A 24,997-nucleotide genomic window follows, 5' to 3' on the forward strand; every position below is an offset into this window, starting at 1 on the left:
GCGGTTTATCCGTAAACCAAAAATCCCGGAAAGGTTAACAGGACTCTCACATGACTGCCACCGCTACCCGTCACGACTGGACGCTTCAGGAAGCTCGCGAGCTTTTCAATCTTCCGTTCAATGATCTTCTGTTTCGCGCCCAGAGCATCCACCGGGAGCACTTTGACCCGAATGAGGTTCAGGTGAGCACGCTGCTCTCGATCAAGACCGGTGCCTGCCCTGAAGACTGCAAGTATTGCCCGCAGAGTGGTCATTACAACACCGGGCTTGAAAAGGAGAAGCTGCTGGAAATCGAGAAGGTGGTGGCTGAGGCCCGCGTTGCCAGAGAAAAAGGGGCATCCCGGTTCTGTATGGGTGCCGCCTGGCGTAGCCCGTCAAAGAAAGACATGCCCTACGTTCTGGATATGGTCCGCCAGGTGAAATCCCTGGGCCTGGAAACCTGTATGACACTGGGCATGCTCAAAGAAGAGGAAGCCAGGGAGTTGGCAGACGCTGGCCTGGATTACTACAACCACAACCTGGATACCTCCGAGAAATACTATAACCACATCATCACGACCCGTACCTACCAGGACCGCCTGGATACGCTCGACAATGTGCGCAAGGCCGGTATGAAGGTTTGTTGTGGCGGCATCATGGGTATGGGTGAGGATGAGGATGACCGCGTCGGTCTGCTGGTTCAGCTTGCCAATTTACCCCAGCACCCGGAGAGCGTGCCGGTGAACATGCTGGTGAAGGTGAAGGGGACGCCGCTGGAAGATGTGGAAGACCTGGACCCATTTGATTTCATTCGCATTATCGCCGTCGCCCGAATCATGATGCCGGCTTCCCATGTACGTTTGTCCGCGGGCCGTGAGCAGATGAATGAGCAGATGCAGGCACTCTGTTTCATGGCGGGAGCCAACTCCATTTTCTACGGTGAGAAACTGCTGACCACCTCGAACCCGGAGGCGGATGCGGACATGCAGTTGTTCCGCAAGCTGGGCATCCGGCCGGAGCAGCGGGAGCAGTGCGCGACCGAGGAGCAGGAGGAAGAGGCCATTGCCGAGGCGGTGGAATATGAGGCCACACGGCACATGTTTTACGACGCGACCCGGGAGTCTGCGTGATTCCGCATGCGTGACTTCGCCAAAGAGATAGAAGAACGAAAGCAGGCCGGGTTGTACAGAACCCGCCGCCTGATCGCCGGCCCCCAGCAGCCGACGCTGACGGCGGATGGCCGGTCGTTGCTGTCGTTCTGCAGTAACGACTATCTGGGCCTGGCCAGTCATGGCGAAAACATGCGGGCGCTGGAGCAGGCGCTGCCGGAGGTCGGCCTGGGCGGAGCTGCTTCGCATCTGGTTTGCGGCCACCACGAGACCCATCATCGCCTTGAGCAGAGGCTGGCAGCGTTCACTCGGCGGAGTTCGGCGCTGTTTTTTTCCACCGGGTACATGGCAAACATGGGTGTCATTTCCGCACTGGCGGGCCGTGGCGATACCATTTTCTCGGATCGACTGAATCACGCTTCGATCATTGACGGCTGCATTCTCAGCCGTGCCCGCGTGCGCCGCTATGCTCACGGTGATGTGGCCGCGTTGGAAGCCATGCTCTCAGCAACCTCCGGCCACAAACTGGTGGTTACCGATGGCGTGTTCAGCATGGACGGAGACATTGCGCCACTCACGGAACTGGCTCGCGTCTGTAAGGCTCACGATGCGCTTCTGGTGGTGGACGATGCCCATGGCATTGGTGTTCTCGGGCCACAGGGCCGGGGGAGCGTGCTGGAAGCCGGGTTGTGCCAGGAGGATGTGCCGGTGTTGATCGGTACTCTGGGCAAGGGCGTGGGAACCTCCGGGGCCTTTGTCGCTGGCTCTGACGTGTTGATTGACTACCTGGTACAGAAGGCCCGGACCTATATCTACACCACCGCCATGCCGCCGGCACTGGCCGCGGCAACCTGCGCCAGCCTGGATGCTGTTGAGAGCGGTGATGAGCGACGCGCTCATCTTGACGCGTTGATTCAGCAATTCAGGGTGGGTGCTCAGGATCTGGGTTATGAGCTGATGTCATCCCGAACGCCCATTCAGCCCATCATGATCGGAAATAATTGGACCGCGTTGGCGCTCAGCCGCGCACTGGAGGATGAGGGGCTGCTGGTAACGGCGATACGGCCGCCCACGGTGCCGGAGGGCGAGGCCCGCTTGCGGGTTACGCTCAGCGCCGCCCACACGGAAGCGGATGTTGACCGGTTGCTGCGGGCCCTGGCGAAGAGCCGTTCCATCCTGAGTGAGGCCGTGGCCCGGGAGCCAGTGCTATGACCATCTATACCCGAATAGAGCCAACGGCTCCTGTTGAGGGCGGAACCGGAACCAAGCAGTCGATTGCTCGCGGCTTCGGTGGCGCCAGTGCCACCTATGATGGTGCCTCCCGCCTACAGAAAATCATGGGCGACTCCATGCTTGCCGAGCTTGCCGACAGCACGGTGCCCGAATCGGTTCTTGATCTAGGCTGCGGAACCGGCTGGTTTAGCCGGAAGTTAGCGGAGCAATACCCGAACTCGGTGGTTACCGGCGCAGACCTTTCACCTGGCATGCTGGCAGAGGCTGCTAATCGTGGCCCGGGATCGATCCACTGGTTGCACGCCGATGCCGAACAACTTCCGCTGGCCGATAACAGCGTTGACCTTGTTTTCAGTAATCTGATGATTCAGTGGAGCGCCCGGCCGGAACTGATCCTTCGGGAGTGCCGCAGAATTCTCAGGCCTGGCGGACGACTGGCCATATCGACACTGCTAGACGGCACCTTGTCTGAATTGAAGCAGGCCTGGGCCGAGGCCGATCCGGGACAGGCGCACGTAAACCGGTTTGTTCCGGAAGCACAGTGGAAAGCGCTCGTGGAGACGGTTCTGTCAAACGCAAAACAGGTTACTGAAACCATCTCACTGCCGTACCAGTCACCAATGCACCTCAATCGTGAGTTGAAAGAACTCGGTGCGGTGTTTAAAGGCGAAGAGCGCCGGCGGACGGTGACAGCGCCGGGGCGTTTTCGGGCGATGTGTCGTGCCTATCCGACGCGAGCTGACAACGTCGTTGAGGCTGGGTACTGTGCGGCTTGGGCGTATTGGGTTGGTTAGTTGAGCTGTTCGTATTTAGTGGTTGGACTTCCTCTGAAACATTTGGGCGAGGGTGCCATTTCTCCTTCCAGGACTGTTGAGGGCCAAGGACGGCCCGAAACAAGCGCACATGGATGTGCTTGTAGCGTGTCCTGGAAGGAGAAGTGGCACCCTCGCTTGCGCCAAAAGTAGGAATATAAAGCATGGCGAAACATACTTTCTTCGTTACAGGCACCGACACCGGCGTCGGCAAAACCATTGTCTCCGCCGCCATTCTCGAGGTAGCCAAAGCCGCCGGCAAACGTACCCTGGCCATGAAGCCTATCGCTTCCGGCTGCGACCAGACACCTGAAGGCCTGAGAAACGAAGACGCCCTGATGTTGCAGGCCGCCATCACCGAAAAACTTCCGTACGACACCATCAACCCCATCGCCCTGGAACCAGCCATTGCCCCCCACGTAGCTGCCCAGCAGGCCGGAAAACAGGTCACCGCCCAGCGAATCGTCGGGTTTTGTCGTGGCATGCAGATCCGCCCCGCCGATCTTCTGCTGATCGAAGGCGCCGGTGGTTGGCGAGTACCACTCAATGATCGAGAAACCTACGCAGCGGTGCCGGGAGAGTTGAAACTGCCGGTGATACTGGTTGTGCCGCTGCAACTGGGGTGTATCAATCATGCCATGCTCAGCGCCGAAGCGATTCGCGCCGACGGACTGGTTGTTGCAGGCTGGGTAGGTAACCATCCCGAAGAACAGGTGATGAGTTGCGAACAGGATACCCTGAACTACCTGTCCACCCACCTCGGCGCCCCTTGCCTCGGTGTGCTTCCCTGGTTGGAAAATACCGATACCGCCGAGATGCCGGCGATCCTGTCTCGGTATCTGAATATCACACCACTGATTGAAAATTGACCAGAAATGTGAGTTAATCAGGTCAAAGGTTCGTCACAGGAATGGCTGCTCATGATCAACAACACACTTGCTATCGGGATTCAGGGTATCCAGGACGGCATGGTGGGCATGGAGAACGCGGCCCGGAAAATTGCCCGAGGTGGCGTTGACGGTCCTCAGGGCTCAGCGGAGGGCGCTGGAAATCTGGTGGAACCCATGATCGACCTGAAACTATACGAGCGCAGCGTCGAGGCCTCTGCTCAGGTCGTTAAAACCGCTGATGAAACGCTGGGTACCCTGCTGGATATTCGCGCCTGAGCCAGGTTTCTGTGAACGTATTCTCCTCAATCGCTCCCATCTTCTCCGGCTCTCCCACCGGTGCGTCCACGCCGTTCGCAGGCAGTGGCCGAACACCGGAGGCTTCCGGTGAAAAGCCTGCCAGTGGCGATACTTCATCAACCTCAAAATCGGTTGAGCAGTCTTCCGAAGGACGAAAATCCGACCAGTCTTCCGAATCACGCTCCGACGCGGGCGAGAATCCGCAAGGCCTGACCGATGAAGAGCTGAAGCAGCTGACTGACCTCAAAGCCCGGGACAGGGAAGTGCGTGCTCACGAGGCGGCGCATCAGGCTGCTGGTGGGCAGTACGCGGGTGCTATGTCGTTTACCTACCAGCGAGGGCCGGATGGCGCCCAGTATGCGGTAGGCGGTGAAGTTCCCATTGATGTTTCGCCGGTGGCGGGGGATCCTCAGGCCACCATTGAAAAAATGCGCGTGGCGCGGGCTGCTGCCATGGCGCCTGCCCAGCCCTCCGGTCAGGATCGCGCTGTTGCCGCCCAGGCCATGCAGACCATGTTGCAGGCACAGTCGGAGCTGGCGGCAGGTGAGGGCGAATCCCGGACGGCGGAAGCCTCTGCCCGTGTTGAGGGAAGCCAGGGTGATGCTCGCAGTGCCCGTTCCCGCGAGGCGGAAGAGAGCTACCGCAATGTCTCTGCCATGACAGGCGACTCCCGCTATTCCGAGTCTGTGACTTCCCTGTTCGCCTGATCGCTTCGTCTGGCCTTTCTCTTTGTCTTCCCGTTTTCTCCGGTCATTTCTGCCCTGAGAATTTGCTGATCGAACACAAAACCAACACAAATTTCAGTCAAAGCTATTGACAATTCTGTGCCTCAAAACGTATGTTTCAAACAAGTGTTTAATTAAGGCCGTGATGCGGTGCATCATGGTGTCTGAGCAAACCCGAGGCCATAAGCTGTAAACCCGTTTCAGCTGAGACCCAGAACCGAGGTGGATTCCATGCCTGAATACAAAGCGCCCCTGCGTGACATTAAATTCGTAATGAACGAGCTGCTGAACAGCGAGCAGCACTACGCCAATCTGGAAGGTGCCGAAGATGCAACTCCGGATATGGTTGATGCCATTATCCAGGAAGGTGCGAAATTCTGTGAGCAGGTACTGTCTCCGCTGAACCAGGTGGGTGACCAGGAGGGCTGTACCTGGAGCGAAGACGGCGTGAAAACCCCGACCGGCTTCAAAGAAGCGTACCAGCAGTACGTTGAAGGTGGCTGGCCGTCCATGACTGCCGATCCCAACTACGGTGGCCAGGGCCTGCCGCATTCCATTGGCCTGGTTATCAGCGAAATGGTTGGCACCTCTAACTGGTCCTGGGGTATGTACCCGGGCCTGAGCCACGGTGCCACCAACACGATCGAAGCCCACGGCACTGAAGAGCAGAAGCAGACCTACCTGACCAAGCTGATCAGCGGTGAGTGGACCGGTACCATGTGTCTGACTGAGCCGCATTGTGGTTCTGACCTGGGCACCCTGCGCACCAAGGCCGAGCCGAACGCTGATGGCAGCTACAGCATCACCGGTACCAAGATCTTCATCTCTGCCGGCGAGCACGACATGGCTGAGAACATCGTTCACATCGTACTGGCTCGTCTGCCGGGTGCTCCGGAAGGCACCAAGGGTATCTCCCTGTTTATCGTGCCCAAGCATTTGCCGAACGAAGACGGTTCTGCCGGTGAGCGCAACGCGGTTTCCTGTGGCTCCCTGGAGCACAAGATGGGTATTCACGGTAACGCGACCTGTGTGATGAACTTCGACGGTGCCAAGGGCTGGCTGATCGGGCCGGAGAACAAAGGCCTGAACTGCATGTTCACGTTCATGAACACTGCCCGTATCGGTACTGCTATCCAGGGCCTGGGTTCTGCCGAGCTGGGCTTCCAGGGTTCCCTGGCCTACGCCAAGGAGCGTCTGGCTATGCGTTCCCTGAGCGGTCCGAAGAATCCGGACGGCATCGCTGACCCGATCATCGTGCACCCGGACGTACGCCGCATGCTGCTGACTCAGAAAGTTGTGGCCGAAGGCGCCCGTGCTCTGATCTACCTGGCTGGCCAGCAAGTGGACGTGGTTCACTCTGGCAAGACTGAGGAAGAGCGCAAGCACGCTGACGCGCTGCTGGGCTTCCTGACCCCGATCGCCAAGGCATTCCTGACCGAGATCGGTTACGAGTCTGCCAACCTGGGTATGCAGGTATTCGGTGGTCACGGCTTCATCACCGAGTGGGGCATGGAGCAGAACGTTCGTGATTCCCGCATCGGCATGATCTACGAGGGTACCACCGGTATCCAGGCGCTGGATCTGCTGGGCCGTAAGGTTCTGATGACCCAGGGTGAAGCTCTGAAAGTGTTCACCAAGCAGGTTCACGTCTTCTGCAAAGAGAACGCAGACAACGAGCAGCTGAAAGAATTCATCGAGCCGCTGGCTGCGATCAACAAGGAGTGGGGCGATCTGACCATGAAGGTTGGTATGACCGCCATGAAGAACCGCGAGGAAGTCGGTGCTGCTGCTGTGGACTACCTGATGTACTCCGGTTATGCGGTCTTCGCTTACCTGTGGGCCCGCATGGCCAAGGTAGCACTGGACAAGATGGCCGAAGGCACCTCTGAGGAGATGTTCTACAACGCCAAGGTTCAGTCTGCACGCTTCTACTTCAAGCGTCTGCTGCCGCGCACCCGGACTCACGCAGAAACCATGCTGGCCGGTGCAGACAGCCTGCTGGACATGCCGGAAGAAGCCTTCGCCATCTAAGGCGGGGTTGCTATCTGGTTGATGGCACAGAGAAAGCCCGTTCTCCCGCAGGAGGCGGGCTTTTTTCATGAGTTGCCGGCGTGTTTTGAGGTAGAATAGCGCGCCATAGAACAACAACCTTGTTTCGGACACATAGCCGAGCGGGTGGGCTCCGACCTCCAACAGAAGAGGCATCAACACCGCCCCCCAAGTGACTGACTGAATTTCTGGAGAGTTTTACATGGCTGATTATCAGGCACCCCTTCGTGACATGCGTTTCGTTCTGAACGAAGTGTTTGACGCACCCTCCCTGTGGGCGTCACTGCCAAAGATTGCAGAAAACGTAGATCCCGACACCGCTGACGCCATCCTTGAAGAAGCGGGCAAGATCACCAGCGGCGTGCTGGCGCCCCTGAACCGCGAAGCCGACGAACAGGGCTGTAAGTGGAACGAAGGCGAAGTTTCCACGCCGGAAGGGTTCAAAGAAGCCTACCAGACCATCGTGGAAGGTGGCTGGAATGGTCTGGGTGGTAACCCGGACTTCGGTGGTATGGGTATGCCCAAGACGCTGGTGGCCCAGTTTGAAGAAATGATGCAGGGCGCCAACATGGCCTTTGGTCTGGCTCCGATGCTGACCGCCGGCGCCTGCCTGGCCCTGGACGCCCACGGCAGCCAGGAGCTGAAAGAAAAGTACCTGCCGAACATGTACTCCGGCGTCTGGTCTGGTGCAATGGACCTGACTGAGCCTCACGCCGGAACCGATCTGGGTATTATCCGGACCAAAGCTGAACCGAACGACGACGGCTCCTTCAACATCACCGGCACCAAGATTTTCATCACTTGGGGCGAGCATGACATGGCGGAGAATATTATCCACCTGGTGCTGGCCAAACTGCCGGACGCGCCGAAAGGCCCGAAGGGTATTTCCCTGTTCCTGGTGCCCAAGTTCATGGTGAACGACGACGGTTCCCTGGGCGAGCGTAACCAGTTCAGCTGTGGTTCCATCGAGAAGAAGATGGGTATCAAAGGCTCCGCCACCTGCGTGATGAACTTTGATGGTGCCAAAGGCTGGCTGGTTGGTGAAGAAAACAAAGGCCTGGCCGCCATGTTCACCATGATGAACTATGAGCGCCTGGGTGTGGGCATCCAGGGCATTGGTGCCGCCGAAGCGTCCCTGCAGAGCGCCCGCGAATACGCCAACGAGCGTATCCAGAGCCGCGCGCCTACCGGTGCCCAGCAGCCTGAAAAGGCCGCTGACCCGATTCTGGTGCACCCGGACGTGCGCCGCATGCTGATGACCATGAAGAGCTACGTAGAGGGTGGTCGTGCCTTCTCTACCTACGTCGCCCAGTGGCTGGATATCTCCAAGTACTCCGACAACGACGAACAGCGCAAGCATGCCGAAGGCATGGTTGCCCTGCTGACGCCGGTCGCCAAGGCCTTCCTGACCGATCGTGGTCTGGACACCACCATCATCGGCCAGCAGGTCTTTGGTGGCCACGGTTTCATCCGCGAGTGGGGCCAGGAGCAGCTGGTACGTGACTGCCGCATCACCCAGATCTATGAGGGTACCAATGGCATCCAGGCCATGGACCTGATGGGTCGTAAAGTGGTGGGCAGCCAGGGCAAACTGTACGAACTGTTCGCCCAGGACGTTGCCGCCTTCATCGAAGCCAACAGCAGCGACGAAGCTTTGCGCCCCTACCTTGAGCCGCTGGCGGCCTCCCTGGAGCGCCTGTCAGACGTCACCGAACACGTGGTGAACCAGGCGGCTAACAACCCGGAAGCCATTGGTGCCGCTGCTGTCGATTATCTCGACATGTTCGGCTACACCGCTCTGGCGTATATGTGGGCCAAAGTGGTCAAAGCTGCTGCTCCGAAAGCCGAGAGCGATACCTCTGGCTTCTATACCGGCAAGGTCAAGACTGCTCGCTTCTACTTCGACCGCCTGTTGCCAAAGACCGTGTCTCTGGCCGAAGGCATTCGCAGTGGCAGCGACGCCATGATGGCGCCGGCTGCTAACGAAATCTGATCTGATTTCTGAAGCAGAAATGAAAAAAGCAGGCCTTGATGGCCTGCTTTTTTATGGATGCTATTTACTCAGGTTTGGGCCAGGAGGTGGGGTAGAGCTTTCCGAAACCTTGTGGAGCCAGGGATGGCGGAACAGAGCGTACATGGAAGTATTCACAGCGTGTTTCGGAAAGCTCTACCCCACCTCCTGGCTTGCGTCAATCTATAGACGTTCTATCAGCCCCGGATTCACCACAAACGGATTCTCATTGCCCTGAATTTCGGCAATCCGCTTATGCCGGCTCAACTCCCGGTCATCCGGGGGATCCAGTTTGCTCCAGCCTTTGAACACCGGCGTGGCCCCCAGCCAGGGCAGGCCATAAGTATCCACCATATAGGCCATGGTGCGGGCAACGTCACCTTTAACCCGCTCTGGCGGTTCAAAGAACTGGGCGCTTTCACGAATCCCGCAATCATCGGCGCCCGTGGTCTCGCCAAGATTCTCATACCGGGCGTTACGCCGCCGCATTTCAACCCGGGTTCGTACCGGTACCATGTTGTGAAGATCAGACGTAATTTGCCGATAGCGATTGTCCTGGCGGCACTGGGAGGTTGTTCCGCAGTCCAGGGCAGTGCGAATGTCGGCAAGTGGATAAACGTAGCCATCGGTCATGACAAAGCCCTTACCAGTGAAGGGAGTATCACAGAAGAACGACGAGCCGCCGTCGGCATACAGGTTGCTCCAGAATTCATTATCAATGACCGTTTGCGGGTCACTGAAACGGGTATTCTGGCCCACGACCATGCCGGCGGTAAGTGAGAAAGTCAGGGTGACGGAGAGTGCGATTATTTTTTTCATATGACCGTTATACCTCACAGCACGTGTCATACGCCGTGGCCAGCCAGACGACTGGTTGGTGGCAAAATGAACAGTTCGACGAAATTATGACGAACTGTTCAGTCTTTACTGTGAAGTATGGCACAGAGGCAGTGAGACAAAAGCCCCTGTTTACGGAGAGATGTGTTTATTTGTTAACCAGTTAACGCTTTATTTCAGTTTGTTACGGATGTTCTGGTATCCGGTTTTCAGATCCTCACCCAGCTTGCGAGCAGTTTCCCTCGCCTCATTGCTGGCATTCTCGGCATCATGGAAAATCTGATCCAGCTTTGACCGGAACCGATCCCAGTCCTGCTCCAGATCGTCCCATTCGTCTTTTACATCTTCCCTTGCAAGGTGCAACTGAACGCGCGCCTCGTCACGATATTGCTTGATCTTGTCGGACAGCTTGTTGAAATCGTCTTGCAGACTCATGGTATTTCTCCTTCCCTGATGAGTTGGGAGTTCTACAATGCGCCCGAACGTGAAAAAGTGTCAAGTCCCTGAGCGGGCCGGTGTTATCCCGCTTTGATTCAGATCAGCTGGCCCGCTTGCCGGCCAGAATAAGGGAGAGATCCCGCAGGTGATGCCAGGGGGAAAGATCATCGAAACCTTTGGCGGCCCGATCAATCAGACTACAAAGGTTGATTGCCTGGTGTAACTGGGCCAGTGAAAGTCTTCGAGCCGCTTGCTGGACGGCGGACGAACGCTTTGGCTGGAAAACGCCGCGCTTTTTAAGAAAGCCCGCGGGGTTTTCTCCACCGGGCAAGGCGGTTTTAAGCTCAACAATAAGATGAAGGTCACGAGCGAGCACAGTGAGTAGTCCAAGAGGATTTTCGCCCTCCTGCTCCAGCACCCCGATCATGCGGCAGGCATGAACCGCCTTGCCGGATAGCAGTTCCGTGACCAGTTCAAAGCCGTTGAACCTGGCACTATCCTGTACGGCCTGTTCCACCGTCTCTTCATCGATGGTTTTGCCGTTGGTGAGCAGCGTCAGACGGTCCAGCTCCTGGCTGGCGGCCAGCAGATTGCCTTCCAGGCGCTCTGCAAGAATACCGAGTGCTCCACGGGTCAGGCTGAGGCCTTTTGCGGTGGCCCGTTGCTGCAACCATCCGGGAAACTTGTCTCCCTCGACCGGCCAGAGCGGAACGTGCACGCCATGGCCCTGAAGTTCCTTGTACCATTTGCGCTTGGTTTCGGCGGCATCCAGTCTGGCGCTGATCAGCAATAGAATGACGTCTTCCGGCGGGGATTGCAGTACCTGCTCCAGAACCCGGCGGCCATCGCCAAGTTTGCCGGTGGGCAGATGAATCTCAATGCGACGTTTTTCAGCGAACAGGGACAGGGCGTTGCATTCGTCAGCAACCGTATTCCAGTCGAACTGATTGTCTGCGTGAAACGTGAGCCGGTCCAGATAGCCAGCTTCACGGGCGGCGGCGCGGATCTGGTCACAGCATTCCTGAACCAGCAGGGGTTCATCGCCGGAGATCAGGTAAACCGAAGCCAGGCCTTTCTTCAGAAGTTGCGGGAGTTGGCCGGGCTGGGTTTTCATGGTGATTCAGGCTCCTCACCATCGGCGGTGTGTTCCTGAACCAGGGCATCAATTCGTTGTCGGGACATAGGCGCCAGCCGGAAGATAACTTGTTGGGCAAGGCGACCGCCCAATTGTTGCCGCAATTCGTCTTCCTCGCGCTGTTTGGCGAGTACATTGGTCTCGTCGTAGCGGTAGGTTTCACTGGCGTTCAGGTCGGTGGTGGCAATCAGCGGGATCTGGTCTTTGGTCACCAGCTCCATGGCGACCGTGTGGCGCAGAATGTACTCAGCCGCCGCTGCCTGTGCGGTAATGGCTGAAGCCCGGCGGTCCTGGCGGTAGTCCGACAGGCGCAGCAGGTAGTCTGCCTGGCCCGGATTCCGCAGCTCGATGCCACCGAGCTCCAGCTGCTCACGCAGAGACTGGCAGAACTGTCCGGGCAGGGAGGACGGGCAGTCAATAGCCAGGGGTTGCAGGGCAGCCGGAACCGGGGAGCTGCCCCGTAACTGAAAGCCACAGCCGGTCAGGGTGGGCAGCGAGGCAAGCAGTGCCAGAAGGCCCAGCTTTTTCAGTTCAGGGACAGGGCAGGGCATCTTAGTTAGCCACCACGTTCACGAGTTTACCTGGCACAACGATCACTTTTCGTACGGTCTTGCCGTCGGTGAAACGCATGACGTTTTCGTTCTCCAGGGCAAGCTTCTCCAGATCTGTCTTGCCAATATCCGCCGGTACGTTCTCCTTGGCCCGGACCTTGCCGTTCACCTGCAGAACCACCTCGATTTCGCTACGAACCATGGCGCTTTCGTCGGCAACCGGCCAGGAGGCGTCGACCACCGTGTCGGAGTGGCCGAGGGCCTGCCACAGGTTGTGACAGATGTGCGGCACAATGGGGGAAAGCACCAGCACGGCGGTATCCAGGGCTTCCTGACGCACCGCGCGGGTTTGCGGCTCGTCATCGCTGAGCCTGCCCACTTCGTTGAGCAGTTCCATGACAGCCGCGATGGCGGTATTGAAGGTCAGGCGGCGGCTGATGTCATCGCTGACTTTGGCGATGGTTTCGTGGGTCTTGCGGCGCAGGTCTTTCTGAGCACCATTGAGGCTGGCAGGATCAACCGCCGGAGCTTCGCCACCGGCGGTATGCTCATTGACCATCCGCCACAGTCGTTTGAGGAAGCGATGGGCGCCCTCAACGCCGCTGTCGGACCACTCCAGCGACTGCTCAGGTGGTGCCGCAAACATCATGAACAACCGCACAGTGTCGGCACCGTGCTGATCGATGATGGCCTGGGGATCGATGCCGTTGTTCTTGGATTTGGACATTTTGGTAACGCCACCGATTTCCACAGGCTCGCCGTCCGATTTCAGCACCGCTCGCACTACCTGGCCCTTGCCATCGCGCTCAACCGTCACATCGGCCGGGTTGTACCAGGTTTTCCCGCCATTTGCTTCATTGCGGTAGTAGGTCTCGGCCAGAACCATGCCCTGGGTTAGCAGGCGCTTGAATGGCTCGGAACTGTTCACCAGACCAACGTCGCGCAGCAGCTTGTGGAAGAACCGGGCATACAGCAGGTGCAGAATCGCGTGCTCGATGCCGCCGATGTACTGGTCGACTGGCAGCCAGTAATTGGCGGCAGCCGGGTCCAGCATGCCCTTGTCGTAGTTCGGGCTGCAGAAACGGGCGTAATACCAGGAGGACTCCATGAAGGTATCGAAGGTATCGGTTTCCAGGGTGGCTGGCTGGCCGTTGTATTCGGTCTTGCACCACTCCGGGTCGGCCTTGATCGGCGACTGGACGCCGTCCATTTCAACGTCTTCGGGCAGACGAACCGGTAGCTGGTCATCCGGCACCGGCATCTCGGTGCCGTCCTCCAGCGTCATCATCGGGATGGGCGCACCCCAGTAGCGCTGCCGGGACACACCCCAGTCACGCAGACGGTAGTTCACGGTACGTTTGCCAATGCCCTGGGCTTCAAGGTAATCCGCGATTTCCTCAAACGCCTCTTCGCTGGTCAGGCCGCTGTATTTGCCGGAGGACACCAGAACGCCTTTCTCGGTGAAGGCCTGCTCCTGGATATCGATATCGCGGCTGTCGTTCGGTGCAATCACCTGTTTGATGGGCAGCTTGTACTTGACGGCAAACTCGTGATCCCGCTCATCATGGCCAGGAACCGCCATCAGGGCTCCGGTGCCGTAGTCCGTGAGTACAAAGTTGGCGACCCAGACCGGGATTTCTTCCTGGGTCAGCGGGTGAATGGCCTTGAAGCCGGTATCTATACCTTTCTTTTCCATGGTCGCCAGCTCGGCTTCGGCCACCTTGCTGTTACGGCACTGGTCGACAAACTCGGCCACATCGCGGTGGCGCTCGGCCGCCGCCTTGGCCAGAGGGTGCTCAGCGGCGACTGCCATGTAGCTGACGCCCATCAGCGTGTCCGGGCGGGTGGTGTAAACCGTCAGACCACCTTCCTGCTCTTTCAGCGGGAAGGTCAGCTCGGTCCCTACCGATTTGCCGATCCAGTTGCGCTGCATGGTCTTGACCTGCTCGGGCCAGCCCTCCATGTCTTCCAGATCGTTCAGCAGTTCTTCCGCGTAGTCGGTAATGCGGATGAACCACTGCGGAATCTTTTTCTGCTCGACCAGGGCACCGGAGCGCCAGCCCCGACCGTCAACCACCTGTTCGTTGGCCAGTACGGTCTGGTCAACCGGGTCCCAGTTCACGGTGGACATCTTCTTGTACACCAGGCCTTTCTCGTAGAGGCGGGCGAAGAACCACTGTTCCCAGCGGTAGTATTCCGGGTCGCAGGTGGCCAGTTCGCGGCTCCAGTCGTAGCCAAACCCCAGCTGCTTGAGCTGGTTCTTCATGTAATCAATGTTGGAGCGAGTCCACTTGGCCGGTGCAGACTTGTTGGCAATCGCGGCATTTTCGGCAGGCAGGCCGAAAGCGTCCCAGCCCATAGGCTGCATTACATTCTTGCCCTGCATACGCTGGTAGCGGGAAATCACGTCGCCGATGGTGTAGTTGCGGACGTGGCCCATATGCAGCTTGCCGCTGGGGTAGGGGAACATGGACAGGCAGTAGTACTTGGGCTTGCCCGGCTCTTCCTTGACCTTGAAGGTCTCGTTGGTTTCCCAGAAAGTGCGGGCGGTCTGTTCTACTTCACGTGGGTTGTATTGTTCGTCCATTCCTGCCATTGCCAAAAGTACCCTGTGTGAAAAGGATGTTCGAGAAAAGGCCGAACATTCTAACGCACACGCGGCTTAACAGGTAGTCTGCCAATTCTGCGGGTTTGTGCCAGACTGAGAGTATGGTGAAAGGTGCAGAATAAGGAGCCCAAATGAGCGAGCCAGAACGCAGTCACCTCTCCGGAAAAGCCCTTGAGGTCTACGACCGGATGCTTGAGCGGGTGCAGACACGCCTGCATGTGCTACAGGAAACGTCGTTGCAGACGCTGGAGGAAGAAGTTCAGAAAGCGATAGAAGTGGAATACGAGGTCGAGGAAATGACCCGGGAAGAAGCGGATCTGCTCGGGGCGTATCTTCAGCGGGATCTGGAGCACCTGTTGCATTTCGTGGAGGAGACCGGGGAAGGCCTGGGCGAATGGCTGCAACTGGATATCGCGTTGCTGGAACACACCCTGGCAGACCGGCTTCTCTCGGTAGCCGATCAGACCCTGGTTGATACTCTGGAACTGAAGCAGAAGCTGGAGAATCAGGACGTCAGTCACTATATCTCCGGTGAAGTGGCCACGGCGGGTATGTTCCGGTGCATGAACTGCAGCCACATGCTTTGTCTGACCAAGACCAGCCACCTGCATCCCTGCGAGGCCTGCGGCTCCCATTACTTTGAGCGGGTAACCAGCCGCTGGCCACCGAAAGAAAGCTGAAGCCATCGCCTTGAGCCTGCAAGCCATTTGAGCAGCAGGCTCAAGGCGCTCAGTTTTTCGGAATCACCCGTTCTCGGATGAACACAATCAGGATGATCGCCAGCGTCAGCACCGGCCAGGATCCTGTTTGCATGTAGGGTGTGCTCCCGGTTGCCGTAAATACCTCACCGGTCAGTACCGCGCGCTCGAACTGTGGGATGCGCTCGGTAATCTCGCCCTTGTGATTGATGATTGCAGTGACGCCGTTGTTGGTGCCCCGCAGCATGTAGCGGCCGGTCTCCAGGGCTCTCATGCGGGCAAGCTGCAGATGTTGCAGCGGCCCGATGGAATCACCGAACCAGCCGTCGTTACTGATCGTCAGCAGCAGATCGGTGTTGCGGGCATTAAACGCCACGAAATCGGGGTAGGCCACTTCATAGCAGATGTAAGGGGTGATTTTCATGCCATTGGCGACCAGCGGCGCTTGCTGCTCTGGCCCAGGCGTGAAGCTACTCATGGGCAGGTCAAAGAAACCGATCAGCCCCCGCAGCAGACCTTGAAGTGGCACATATTCGCCAAAGGGCACCAGCTTCTGTTTGTGGTACATGCCGTCGCCATTGCCGATGGCCATAATGCTGTTGTGGAAGGTGTAGTCTTCAATCTGGCCGCTGTAGCCATACCAGGGGATGCCGGTGATCAGCGTGCTGTTTTCTCCTAACTGTTCCCGGATATGATCAATGACCTTGCCAGCCTGGTCTTGCGGAATGGGGATGGCTGTTTCTGGCCAGAGGATCAGGTCGGTTTGCCAGTGCGCTTCGGTCATGCCCAGATAAGCCACAATCTGATCGCGCAGGAAATCAGGATCCCACTTGATCTGTTGCGGTATGTTGCCCTGCATCGCCGCAAAGCTGACGGGCTCTTCGCTGAGCTCGGTCCAGTCAGCTTTGTTCATGGCCGGGGCGATCAGCCAGGGCAGCAGAGCTGCTACCAGAACGGCGCCAGCAGTGACCTTCCTGTCAAGTTTGAACAGCCACCAGGCGCCGTAAGCAGCCACTGCGGTAACGGTGATCCAGAAGGTAATGCCATGCACGCCAGTCAGTGGCGCCAGCCCGGCCAGGGGGCCGTCGGTATGGGCGGTGCCCAGATACAGCCATGGAAAACCAGTCAGCAGCCAGCCACGCAACCAGTCGCCCAGTACCCAGATGGCAGGGAACAGCAAGAGTCGGCGTGGTGCGCTGTCTTTGGCGAGTTTGCCCCAGAACCAGAAGGCCAGCCCATGGAACAGGGCCAGCCCGGCAATAAACAGGACCATGAGTACAATGGCCAGAGGTGCCGAAGTATTGCCGTGCTCGCTGATGCTGACGTAAATCCAGCTGGCACCGGAGGCGAACAGACCAAGCCCGGCCAGCCAGCCGGAGCGGAACAGCTTGTCCGGCGCCTGGTGTACGGTGACCAGCAGGATCAGAAACACCGACAAGGGCCCCAGCCACCACAGATAGAATGGCGAGAAGGTCAGTGTTTGCAGAGCGCCGGCAATCACAAGGATTGCGGCGCCCAGCCATTTTCGGGTGCTGAACGGGAGTTTCAGTGGCGGGTGCTGTGGATCATGACTCACTGCGGGTTACCTGCAACAGACGGATGACTCGGTTATCGGCGTTGGCAATAGTAAACTGCAAGCCGCCGAATTCAACCGTTTCGCCCCGTCTGGGCAGGTGTCCAAATTCTTTCAGTACCAGGCCGCCAATGGTATCGAACTCTTCTTCATCCATGTCTGTCTCGAAGAATTCGTTGAAATCATCGATGGGCGTCACGGCCTTCACCGCAAAGGTCCCGTCGCCCCGGGCCTTGATATGGGTCTCCTCATCGAAGTCATGTTCGTCTTCGATTTCACCGACGATCTGTTCCAGCACGTCTTCGATGGTGATAAGGCCAGCGGTTCCGCCGTACTCATCCACCACAATCGCCATGTGATTACGATTTTCCTTGAACTCCTTGAGCAGCTGGTTCAAACGCTTGCTTTCGGGAACAAAGGTGGGCGGCCGCAGGATTTCGCGGATGCGGTTCCAGTTCAGATCGTTGTTGAGGGCAAGAGGAAGCAGGTCTTTCGCCAGCAATACCCCGATGACGTCATCCTGGCTCTCGCCGATGACCGGAAAGCGGCTATGGGCGGAAGACATAATCTCGGGCAGGAACTCTTTGGGTTCCTGAGAGGCCTTTACGGTGATCATCTGGGAGCGGGGGATCATGATCTCGTCCACCCGCATGTCGATCACTTGCATGGCGCCTTCAATGATGCTCATGGAGTCAGCATCAATAATGCTCTGGGATTCAGCATCCCGCAGGATTTCCAGCACGTCCTCGACGGACTCAGGCCCGCTGGAAAAGGCCTGTGATATACGCTCCAGCCAGGACTTGTTGCCCTGACTGCGACTCGACTGATCGTCGCTCATGAGTCTGGTTCCGTTTCCTCTGCTTCGTAAGGGTTAGCAAATCCGAGCTGCGCCAGCAGCCGGATCTCGAGGGCTTCCATGACCTCGGCTTCATTATCTTCAATATGATCGTAGCCCTGGAGATGCAACATACCGTGCACCACCATATGGGCCCAGTGGGCGACAGCGTCTTTGCTCTGCTCCCGCGCTTCCTGTTCAACAACTGGCGCGCAAATCACGAGATCTCCGGCCAATGGCACCGTTATACCCGCTGGTGCTTCAAATGGGAAGGACAAAACATTGGTAGGCTTGTCCTTGTCCCGGTACTGGTGATTCAGCTCACGGCTTTCGTCGTTATCGACAATACGGATGGTAACTTCGGTTGGATTCTCATCCTGCCACGCCGCCTCTGCCCAGGCTTCAAACAACGCCTCGGTAGGTACGCCCGTGCCGTCAAAGGCCATCTGAAGGTCCACAGTTACCTTGCTCATTGGCTTGTGGCACTCCCGTCGTTGAAAGAATCGTAGGCTTCAACAATGCGTTGAACCAGGGGGTGACGCACCACATCCTTGGCGTCGAAACGGGTAAAGCCAATACCCGGGACCTTGCTCAACACGCTGGCGGCATGAATCAGCCCGGAATTCTGTCCGCGGGGCAGGTCCACCTGGGTGGTATCGCCGGTAATGACCGCGGTAGAGCCAAAGCCTATCCGGGTCAGGAACATCTTCATCTGCTCCCGGGTGGTATTCTGGCTTTCGTCCAGAATAATAAACGAGTTGTTCAGGGTACGGCCGCGCATGAATGCCAGGGGGGCAATCTCGATTACGCTTTTCTCGATCAGGCGGGTTACCTGATCGAATCCCAGCATTTCGTAGAGAGCGTCGTAGAGCGGGCGCAGGTACGGGTCCACCTTCTGGGCCAGATCGCCCGGCAGAAAGCCCAGCTTCTCGCCGGCCTCCACGGCCGGTCGAACCAGCAGAATCCGCTTCACCTGCTCGTCTTTCAGAGCCTCGACAGCACAAGCCACGGCTAACCACGTCTTACCGGTACCCGCGGGCCCGATGCCGAAGTTGATGTCATGGGTGCGAATGTTGTGCACATACTTCTGCTGATTCCGGCCACGGGGTTTGGCGGTCAGCTTGGGTGTCTTGATAACAGTGACCTGGCCTTCATCGTAAGGCACATCATCCGGCAGCCGTTCCAGGCCGGTTTCGCGGATGAACAGGTGCACGGTATCGGGCGGTATGTCATCACTGGCCTCGGTTTCCCGGTACAGATGCCGGATAACCTCGGTTGCCGCCGCTACGTTTTCAGTGCTGCCTTCCACCCGAAAGTGATGCCCGCGCCGGCCAACTTTCACTTGCAGGCGCTGCTCGATCATTTTCAGGTGTTCATCAAACTGTCCGCACAAGGTCGCCAGGCGGCGCTGGTCCACCGGGTGCAGGTCAAATTGTCTGGTATCGTGAGTGTTCAATCTTGCTCCGTTTCGTTGGACTCCCCTGGTTGGGAGTCAGCATTTCTATGGGTGGAGTATGGCCGATGCGTGGTTATGCTTCCACAGACACGCTACGAGCACATCCCTGTGCGCTTGTTTCGGGCCGTCCCTGGCCCTCAACAGTCTGTGGAAGCATAACCACGCACCGTCCTTACTGACTATGTGCAGGCTCGAAAGGAAAAAACAAGCGGAGGAACATTTCAGCGGCGTCGGTTTTCTCTGCGCTCTGGAATAATTTGAAAGCCTGTCCAGGTATTACTGGCATGCTACTGCATGATACGCGGAGGCGGGCTGGATCAGCCTCCCAAAAATGTCGGAGGCCATGGATGGCCGTAGAGAAGCGCACATGGGTGAGGCAAGCGTTTATGAAGCGAAGCTTCATGCGCCGCCGAACGACAGCAATCTATGATTGCTGGCCGGACCCGCTTGCGGGTGCTCGTAGCGGTTTTTGGGAGGCTGATCCAGCCCGCCTCCCAACGCCACACAAAGAGCACATGGGTGCCGAAGCCTAAAACAACTCGGAACTAACCGGCACACCACGAAGAGAGTTCGGATAGGCCTCGACGATTTCTACGTCGATGAAATGACCAACCACCTCAGGATTCTCGTGGCGGAAATTCACAATACGGTTGTTCTCCGTACGCCCCGCATACTCACCAGGATCCTTCTTGGACAAACCAGTCACCAGAATACGCTGAGTAGAACCCACCATCTTGCGGCTGATATCCATTACATTCTGATTCAGGCGATCCTGAAGAATGCTCAACCGCTGCTTCTTCACCTCCATCGGCGTATCGTCGGGCAAGTCAGACGCCGGCGTGCCGGGGCGGGCGCTGTAGACGAAGCTGAAGGACATGTCGAAGCCGATGTCGTTGATCAGCTTCATGGTGTCCTCGAAATCCTTGTCGGTTTCACCAGGGAAGCCGATGATGAAATCCGAAGAAAAGCTGATGTCCGGGCGGATCTTGCGCAGGCGGCGCAGCTTGGATTTGTACTCCAGCGCCGTGTGGCCCCGCTTCATCGCTGCGAGGATGCGATCAGAGCCGCTCTGTACCGGCAGGTGCAGGTGGCTGACCAGTTCGGGAACCCGCTCGTAGACTTCAATCAGCGCATCGCTGAATTCCACCGGGTGAGAGGTGGTGTAGCGGATGCGGTCAATGCCGTCGATGGTGGCGATGACTTCGATCAGTTCTGCCAGGTCCATCTGGTCGCCGTCGTGGGTTTCGCCACGGTAAGCGTTCACGTTCTGGCCAAGGAGATTCACCTCCCGCACTCCCTGGGTAGCCAGATGAGCCACTTCGGCGATGACATCGTCTACCGGGCGGCTGACTTCCTCGCCGCGGGTGTAGGGCACCACGCAGAAGGTGCAGTATTTGCTGCAGCCTTCCATGATGGAGACAAACGCAGAGGGGCCGTCGGCGCCAGGCTCAGGCAAATTGTCGAATTTTTCGATCTCCGGGAAGCTGACATCGACCACGCCAACGCCATTACCCTTGGTGCGTACTTCGGTGATCATGTCGGGCAGGCGATGCAGGGTTTGGGGGCCGAAGACCATATCTACATAAGGCGCCCGGTCGATGATGGCCTGGCCTTCCTGGCTGGCGACGCAGCCGCCGACGCCGATGATCAGGTCGGGCTTTTTGGTTTTGAGACTTTTCCAGCGGCCAAGCTGGTGAAACACTTTCTCCTGGGCTTTTTCGCGGATGGAGCAGGTGTTCAGCAGCAGGATGTCGGCGTCATCGGCGTTGTCGGTGACTTCGACCGCTTCGCCGGTTTTGAGCAGGTCTGCCATGCGGGCAGAGTCGTACTCGTTCATTTGGCAGCCGTGGGTTTTGATGTACAGCTTCTTGGCCATGGGTCTCACGTAGTTTGGTGTGTTGGCGCCGGGGTGGAGTGGGGCGCTGGCAAAAATGGACTGCGTATTATAACGGGGTGCTTAATCTTCAACCACCGTTGTCTCGGTATTCCTCATTTGGCTCTGTGCTATTATTCGCCGCTTATGTGCATGAAGGCTTTTGGGGTGGGCTTTCCAAAAACCGCTACGAGCACATCCATGTGCGCTTCTCTCAGGCCATCCATGGCCTTCGAAATTTTTGGAAAGCCCACCCCAAAACCCTTCCCAGACACCTGTACTGGATTCTACAAGCTTGATTGTTGGTTTGTGGGAGCCGGAAAATCATCGCTAGCCAATTTACTTATGACTCCCGAACGCCTCGCCCGAATCAAGCAAGTCCTCAACACTCGCCAACCAGACCTGCGGGTGCTGACGGATCAGGTGCACAAACCCAGAAACCTGTCGGCCATTATTCGGTCCTGCGATGCCTTCGGTCTGGCTAATATGCACGTGGTCTGGCCCAAGGAGGGTTTTCGGGCATTTCGTAAGACAGCCGGCGGCAGCTTTCATTGGGTAGCAACTCACACCCATCCGACCATGGATAACGCGGTAACGGAGCTGAAAGCTCAGGGTCACAAGCTCTATGCGGCGCAATTGTCAGACCGGGCGGTGGATTTTCGGGAGGTGGATTACACCGTGCCGTGCACGATTATCATGGGTAACGAGGTGGATGGGGTGAATCCGGTCACTGCTGAACAGGCGGATGAGCATATTGTGATTCCGATGATGGGAATGGTGGAATCGCTGAATGTGTCTTCAGCCTGCTCGATTATCCTTTCCGAAGCCCAGCGTCAGCGGAAGCTGGCAGGTATGTTTGATCAGCGACGGATGCCCGATGACGAGTACAACCGTCTGCTGTTCTGTTGGTGCCAGCCAACAGTGAAGCGGTACTGTGATGATCGCAACCTGCCGTATCCGCCTATTGATCATGAAACCGGGGAGTTGATCGATGGCGTGGGCTGGATGCAGGAGGTCAGGAAGCTCAGGGCCAATCGCCCCCGGTGGGACGATCAGCCGGAGAATGTTGCAGAGAACTGAGTTTAGATCAGTCCTCGCGGGCTTCCAGGTACCGTTGCAGTTGTTCTCGCAGCGCTTTGGGCAGGCGGGTGATGGTGAGGGCGTCTTTGTCACGGTCGTAGTACACCGCCTGGTTGACCAGGTCCGACGAAAAAGACACGCTCATACCTCCGCCGGAGCCAGCGATGCGCACGAGTTTTTTGACCTTGCGGTGGTCCGGGTGCAGTACGCCGGTTTCCGGTAGTTCGGCGTTCTGGCTGGCGAATTCCTTGAAGCGCTGGGGCTGGCTTTCGTCCAGGTAATTCGACAGAGCTTCGATTTCCACGGGCTCGCCCAGGGCGTGCTGGTCTTTGCAGAATTCGTAGGCCTTGGCGCGCACTTCGCCGGCTTTTTCCGGTTCGCTGCTTTTGGCGAAGGCTTCCACTGCGTCCAGAAAGGTCATGGTTTCCTTTTCCACGTCCACGCTGTTGGTGAAGGCGCACAGGCGGATGAACAGTTCGCCGGGGTCGCCGGTGCCGCGGCCGTGGATCAGGGTCATGTAGTTTTCGCTGCCGTTGGCGTTGCGCCAGTCGTCCAGTTCAATTCGCACGGCCAGGTTCAGGCGCGACAGGCTGAGTACGTCGGTGGCGTCCAGTTTCTGGCTGCCGTCGAAGCGCATGGCGCTGTCGGTTTCCAGGATAAACAGGTACACCACTTCGGCATCGGCCAGGGCGTCGTGTACGATCATCAGGTGGCCGTCGAATTCTTCCTGGCTGCCGGTCAGCAGTTCCTGCCACTGGCCGAAAAGACGGTCAGTCATGGCCGCGAAGGTCTGTTTGTCTTCCAGGTAGTCTTTGAGCCAAGCGCTGAAGGGGCATTCGCCGATGTCGTCTGAGAAGCGGCCGTATTTCTTGCCGGGTTTGCTGTTGAACAGGCGCTTCATCTGCTTGTGCAGGGCTTCGTAGTCGCCGCCCGGTTCCTGCAGGGCCTCGCCCGCTACGAGGCGGGCAGGTTGGCCCGGCTGGTATTGGCTTGCGAAGGCGGTGCGCAGGTGTTTGATGGCCATGGGTCAGCTCCTGTCAGATTCAGTCGGCTTGGCGGAGCGTGATTGTGCCACGGTTGGCAGAGAAAGAAACCCCGGTCCCGACGTCTTCGTTCGGGCCGGGGTTCTCAATGGGCGGGTATGGAAATCAGATTCGCTTGCTGCGAATCAGTTCCTGGACCAGTGTCGAGACGGCGCCGGGAATGTCAGCTTCGTTCTCTGCGTTGGCACTGGCGTTGGCAATGTCCGAACCCAGGTTCACGGCAATGGCTACCAGCCCGTGAGCGGTCAGCAACTGCGCTACCCGACGGCGTTCGTCTGCGTCGCCCGCATTTTCTTCGGATACCACGACGGCGGTCTTGCCCTGATCGAACAGAGCTCGCTCAACGGCCAGTGCCAGTTCCGGGCCATGTTTGCCGTTACAGGCGATGATGGCCGGTTTCTGGGCCATGCGTCGTTCGCGTTCCTCGGCGGTGACCGGGTCCAGGGATTCCAGGCCATCGGCCAGGCCAGCGATCATGCCCGCCCCGATGGTTACGTTGGTCAGGCGGTCAATGACGATGAAGCTGCCGGTGGCGTGGTTACGCTGATAGGCGTCAAACGCGACCGGTTGGTTCAGGGTCAGTTCGCACAGGCCGATCTCGTTCAGGGCCAGTTGGCTGGGATTGGCTTGCTGATCCAGAGTGTTTACATCGGTCTGATGGTGGATTTTCTTCACGGTACCGGAAGTAAAGGTGGGGCCCAGCTTGATGTCATACAGCCGGCCGGTTTCCAGCGGTGCGTCGGTCATCCAGACAATGTTGGCATTGAAGCGGTTGTGGACTTCCGGTTCGTCCTCCACTTTCACCAGCATGTCGCCACGGCTGATGTCGATCTCGTCTTCCAGGGTCAGGGTAACCGCCTGGTCGATGTAGGCTTCGTCCAGGTTGCCGTCGAAGGTCACGACTTCCTTCACTTTGGTGGTACGGCGTGAGGGCAGGGCCATCACTTCATCGCCGGGGCGAATCACGCCTGAGGCGATGGTGCCGCAGAAGCCGCGGAAGTTCAGGTTCGGACGGGTCACGTACTGCACCGGGAAGCGGAAATGCTCCAGGTTCTTGTCACGGGACACCTCCACCGTTTCCAGAATTTCCATCAGCGGCTGGCCGGTAAACCAGGGGGTGTTCTTGCTCTTGTTGACGACGTTGTCTCCGTCCAGCGCCGAGATGGGAACAAATCGGATATCCTTGAGGCCCAGTCGTGAGGCGAAGGCCAGGTAGTCGTCGCGGATTTCATTGAAGCGCTCTTCGCTGAAGTCCACTAGATCCATTTTGTTCACGGCGACCACGATGTGCCGGATGCCCAGCAGCGAAGCAATGTAGGAATGCCGGCGGGTCTGGGTGAGTACGCCGTGGCGGGCATCAATCATCAGGATGGCCAGTTGCGCAGTGGATGCGCCGGTGGCCATGTTGCGGGTGTACTGCTCATGGCCCGGGGTGTCCGCGATGATGAACTTGCGCTTGTCGGTGCTGAAATAACGGTAGGCGACATCAATGGTGATGCCCTGTTCCCGCTCGGCCTGAAGGCCATCCACCAGCAGTGCCAGGTCCAGTTTTTCGCCGGTGGTGCCCATTTTTGCGCTGTCAGTTTTCAGGCTGGCCATGTGATCTTCATAGATCATCTTGGTGTCATGCAACAGCCGGCCAATCAGCGTGCTCTTGCCGTCATCCACGCTGCCGCAGGTGAGCAGGCGCAGGAGTTCCTTGTTCTCGTGTTGCTTCAGGTAAGCCTGAATATCTTCTGCGATCAGATCAGACTGGTGTGACATG

22 protein-coding genes are annotated in these 24,997 nt (G+C 58.0%); 10 read left to right on the forward strand and 12 right to left on the reverse strand.

Annotation, left to right across the window (positions count from 1 at the left end; all coding sequences use genetic code 11):
* Nucleotides 1–50 precede the first annotated feature (50 nt).
* The 8 genes from bioB (at nucleotide 51) to ACSSVV_RS11000 (ending at nucleotide 9,087) form a co-directional block, all read left to right on the forward strand.
* Nucleotides 51–1,109 carry a biotin synthase BioB gene (gene bioB / locus ACSSVV_RS10965; protein WP_014422142.1) on the forward strand — a complete coding sequence of 353 codons (1,059 nt, stop codon included), beginning with the start codon at nucleotides 51–53 and terminating at the stop codon, nucleotides 1,107–1,109.
* 6 nt (nucleotides 1,110–1,115) lie between these two features.
* Nucleotides 1,116–2,300, forward strand: coding sequence for an 8-amino-7-oxononanoate synthase (gene bioF, locus ACSSVV_RS10970; protein WP_023011124.1), 1,185 nt, complete (start codon nucleotides 1,116–1,118; stop codon nucleotides 2,298–2,300).
* Complete coding sequence (gene bioC / locus ACSSVV_RS10975; protein WP_023011123.1) at nucleotides 2,297–3,115, forward strand: malonyl-ACP O-methyltransferase BioC; 819 nt, start codon at nucleotides 2,297–2,299, stop codon at nucleotides 3,113–3,115. Before bioF ends, bioC begins: the two co-directional genes overlap by 4 nt.
* A 182-nt stretch (nucleotides 3,116–3,297) precedes the next feature.
* Complete coding sequence (gene bioD, locus ACSSVV_RS10980) at nucleotides 3,298–4,002, forward strand: dethiobiotin synthase (RefSeq protein ID WP_023011122.1); 705 nt, start codon at nucleotides 3,298–3,300, stop codon at nucleotides 4,000–4,002.
* A gap of 51 nt (nucleotides 4,003–4,053) precedes the next feature.
* Entirely contained in the window at nucleotides 4,054–4,299 is a 246-nt protein-coding gene (locus ACSSVV_RS10985) for a flagellar basal body rod C-terminal domain-containing protein (protein WP_011786197.1), read from the forward strand.
* Between the two features lie 11 nt (nucleotides 4,300–4,310).
* A complete protein-coding gene (locus ACSSVV_RS10990) occupies nucleotides 4,311–5,027 on the forward strand; it encodes a putative metalloprotease CJM1_0395 family protein (protein ID WP_454106230.1) in 717 nt (238 codons plus the stop codon).
* 249 nt (nucleotides 5,028–5,276) lie between these two features.
* Entirely contained in the window at nucleotides 5,277–7,076 is a 1,800-nt protein-coding gene (locus tag ACSSVV_RS10995) for an acyl-CoA dehydrogenase C-terminal domain-containing protein (RefSeq protein ID WP_454106231.1), read from the forward strand.
* A gap of 220 nt (nucleotides 7,077–7,296) precedes the next feature.
* Nucleotides 7,297–9,087 carry an acyl-CoA dehydrogenase C-terminal domain-containing protein gene (locus ACSSVV_RS11000; protein WP_022991404.1) on the forward strand — a complete coding sequence of 597 codons (1,791 nt, stop codon included), beginning with the start codon at nucleotides 7,297–7,299 and terminating at the stop codon, nucleotides 9,085–9,087.
* Between the two features lie 201 nt (nucleotides 9,088–9,288).
* On the opposite strand, the gene ACSSVV_RS11005 is transcribed toward ACSSVV_RS11000, so the two are convergent.
* The 5 genes from ACSSVV_RS11005 to leuS form a co-directional block, all read right to left on the reverse strand.
* Nucleotides 9,289–9,924 carry an endonuclease gene (locus tag ACSSVV_RS11005; RefSeq protein WP_022991403.1) on the reverse strand — a complete coding sequence of 212 codons (636 nt, stop codon included), beginning with the start codon at nucleotides 9,922–9,924 and terminating at the stop codon, nucleotides 9,289–9,291.
* Between the two features lie 189 nt (nucleotides 9,925–10,113).
* Entirely contained in the window at nucleotides 10,114–10,377 is a 264-nt protein-coding gene (locus ACSSVV_RS11010; protein WP_014422133.1) for a hypothetical protein, read from the reverse strand.
* 103 nt (nucleotides 10,378–10,480) lie between these two features.
* Nucleotides 10,481–11,494 carry a DNA polymerase III subunit delta gene (gene holA, locus ACSSVV_RS11015; protein ID WP_454106232.1) on the reverse strand — a complete coding sequence of 338 codons (1,014 nt, stop codon included), beginning with the start codon at nucleotides 11,492–11,494 and terminating at the stop codon, nucleotides 10,481–10,483.
* Nucleotides 11,491–12,066, reverse strand: coding sequence for an LPS-assembly lipoprotein LptE (locus tag ACSSVV_RS11020; RefSeq protein ID WP_454106233.1), 576 nt, complete (start codon nucleotides 12,064–12,066; stop codon nucleotides 11,491–11,493). The genes holA and ACSSVV_RS11020 overlap by 4 nt, the downstream gene beginning before the upstream one ends.
* Nucleotide 12,067: 1 nt before the next feature.
* Nucleotides 12,068–14,653, reverse strand: coding sequence for a leucine--tRNA ligase (gene leuS, locus ACSSVV_RS11025; protein ID WP_031210193.1), 2,586 nt, complete (start codon nucleotides 14,651–14,653; stop codon nucleotides 12,068–12,070).
* 152 nt (nucleotides 14,654–14,805) lie between these two features.
* Here leuS and ACSSVV_RS11030 point away from each other — a divergent pair, with 152 nt between their 5' ends.
* A complete protein-coding gene (locus tag ACSSVV_RS11030; RefSeq protein ID WP_023011118.1) occupies nucleotides 14,806–15,354 on the forward strand; it encodes a zinc ribbon-containing protein in 549 nt (182 codons plus the stop codon).
* A 49-nt stretch (nucleotides 15,355–15,403) separates the two neighbouring features.
* Here the strand turns inward: ACSSVV_RS11030 and lnt are convergent, their stop codons facing one another.
* From lnt to miaB, 5 genes are all read right to left on the reverse strand, one after another.
* Complete coding sequence (gene lnt, locus ACSSVV_RS11035) at nucleotides 15,404–16,948, reverse strand: apolipoprotein N-acyltransferase (RefSeq protein ID WP_454106234.1); 1,545 nt, start codon at nucleotides 16,946–16,948, stop codon at nucleotides 15,404–15,406.
* Nucleotides 16,938–17,783, reverse strand: coding sequence for an HlyC/CorC family transporter (locus ACSSVV_RS11040; protein ID WP_011786186.1), 846 nt, complete (start codon nucleotides 17,781–17,783; stop codon nucleotides 16,938–16,940). The genes lnt and ACSSVV_RS11040 overlap by 11 nt, the downstream gene beginning before the upstream one ends.
* Nucleotides 17,780–18,253, reverse strand: a complete 474-nt coding sequence (gene ybeY, locus ACSSVV_RS11045; protein WP_023009083.1) for an rRNA maturation RNase YbeY — start codon at nucleotides 18,251–18,253, stop codon at nucleotides 17,780–17,782. The genes ACSSVV_RS11040 and ybeY overlap by 4 nt, the downstream gene beginning before the upstream one ends.
* Nucleotides 18,250–19,236, reverse strand: a complete 987-nt coding sequence (locus tag ACSSVV_RS11050) for a PhoH family protein (RefSeq protein WP_454106235.1) — start codon at nucleotides 19,234–19,236, stop codon at nucleotides 18,250–18,252. The genes ybeY and ACSSVV_RS11050 overlap by 4 nt, the downstream gene beginning before the upstream one ends.
* A gap of 529 nt (nucleotides 19,237–19,765) precedes the next feature.
* On the reverse strand, nucleotides 19,766–21,112 hold the full coding sequence (gene miaB, locus ACSSVV_RS11055; protein ID WP_183576462.1) for a tRNA (N6-isopentenyl adenosine(37)-C2)-methylthiotransferase MiaB: 1,347 nt from the start codon (nucleotides 21,110–21,112) through the stop codon (nucleotides 19,766–19,768).
* Between the two features lie 342 nt (nucleotides 21,113–21,454).
* Between miaB and trmH the strand changes: the two genes are divergently transcribed.
* The gene (trmH, locus tag ACSSVV_RS11060; RefSeq protein ID WP_023009082.1) at nucleotides 21,455–22,189 is read left to right on the forward strand and encodes a tRNA (guanosine(18)-2'-O)-methyltransferase TrmH; all 735 of its coding nucleotides are present in this window, start codon (nucleotides 21,455–21,457) and stop codon (nucleotides 22,187–22,189) included.
* Nucleotides 22,190–22,196: 7 nt separating this feature from the next.
* On the opposite strand, the gene ACSSVV_RS11065 is transcribed toward trmH, so the two are convergent.
* Both ACSSVV_RS11065 and cysN read right to left on the reverse strand, forming a co-directional pair.
* Nucleotides 22,197–23,213, reverse strand: a complete 1,017-nt coding sequence (locus tag ACSSVV_RS11065) for a nucleoid-associated protein (RefSeq protein WP_454106236.1) — start codon at nucleotides 23,211–23,213, stop codon at nucleotides 22,197–22,199.
* Nucleotides 23,214–23,337: 124 nt separating this feature from the next.
* Complete coding sequence (cysN, locus tag ACSSVV_RS11070; protein ID WP_454106237.1) at nucleotides 23,338–24,996, reverse strand: sulfate adenylyltransferase subunit CysN; 1,659 nt, start codon at nucleotides 24,994–24,996, stop codon at nucleotides 23,338–23,340.
* Nucleotide 24,997 lies beyond the last annotated feature (1 nt).

It is taken from the genome of Marinobacter sp. MBR-105 (genome assembly GCF_053628895.1).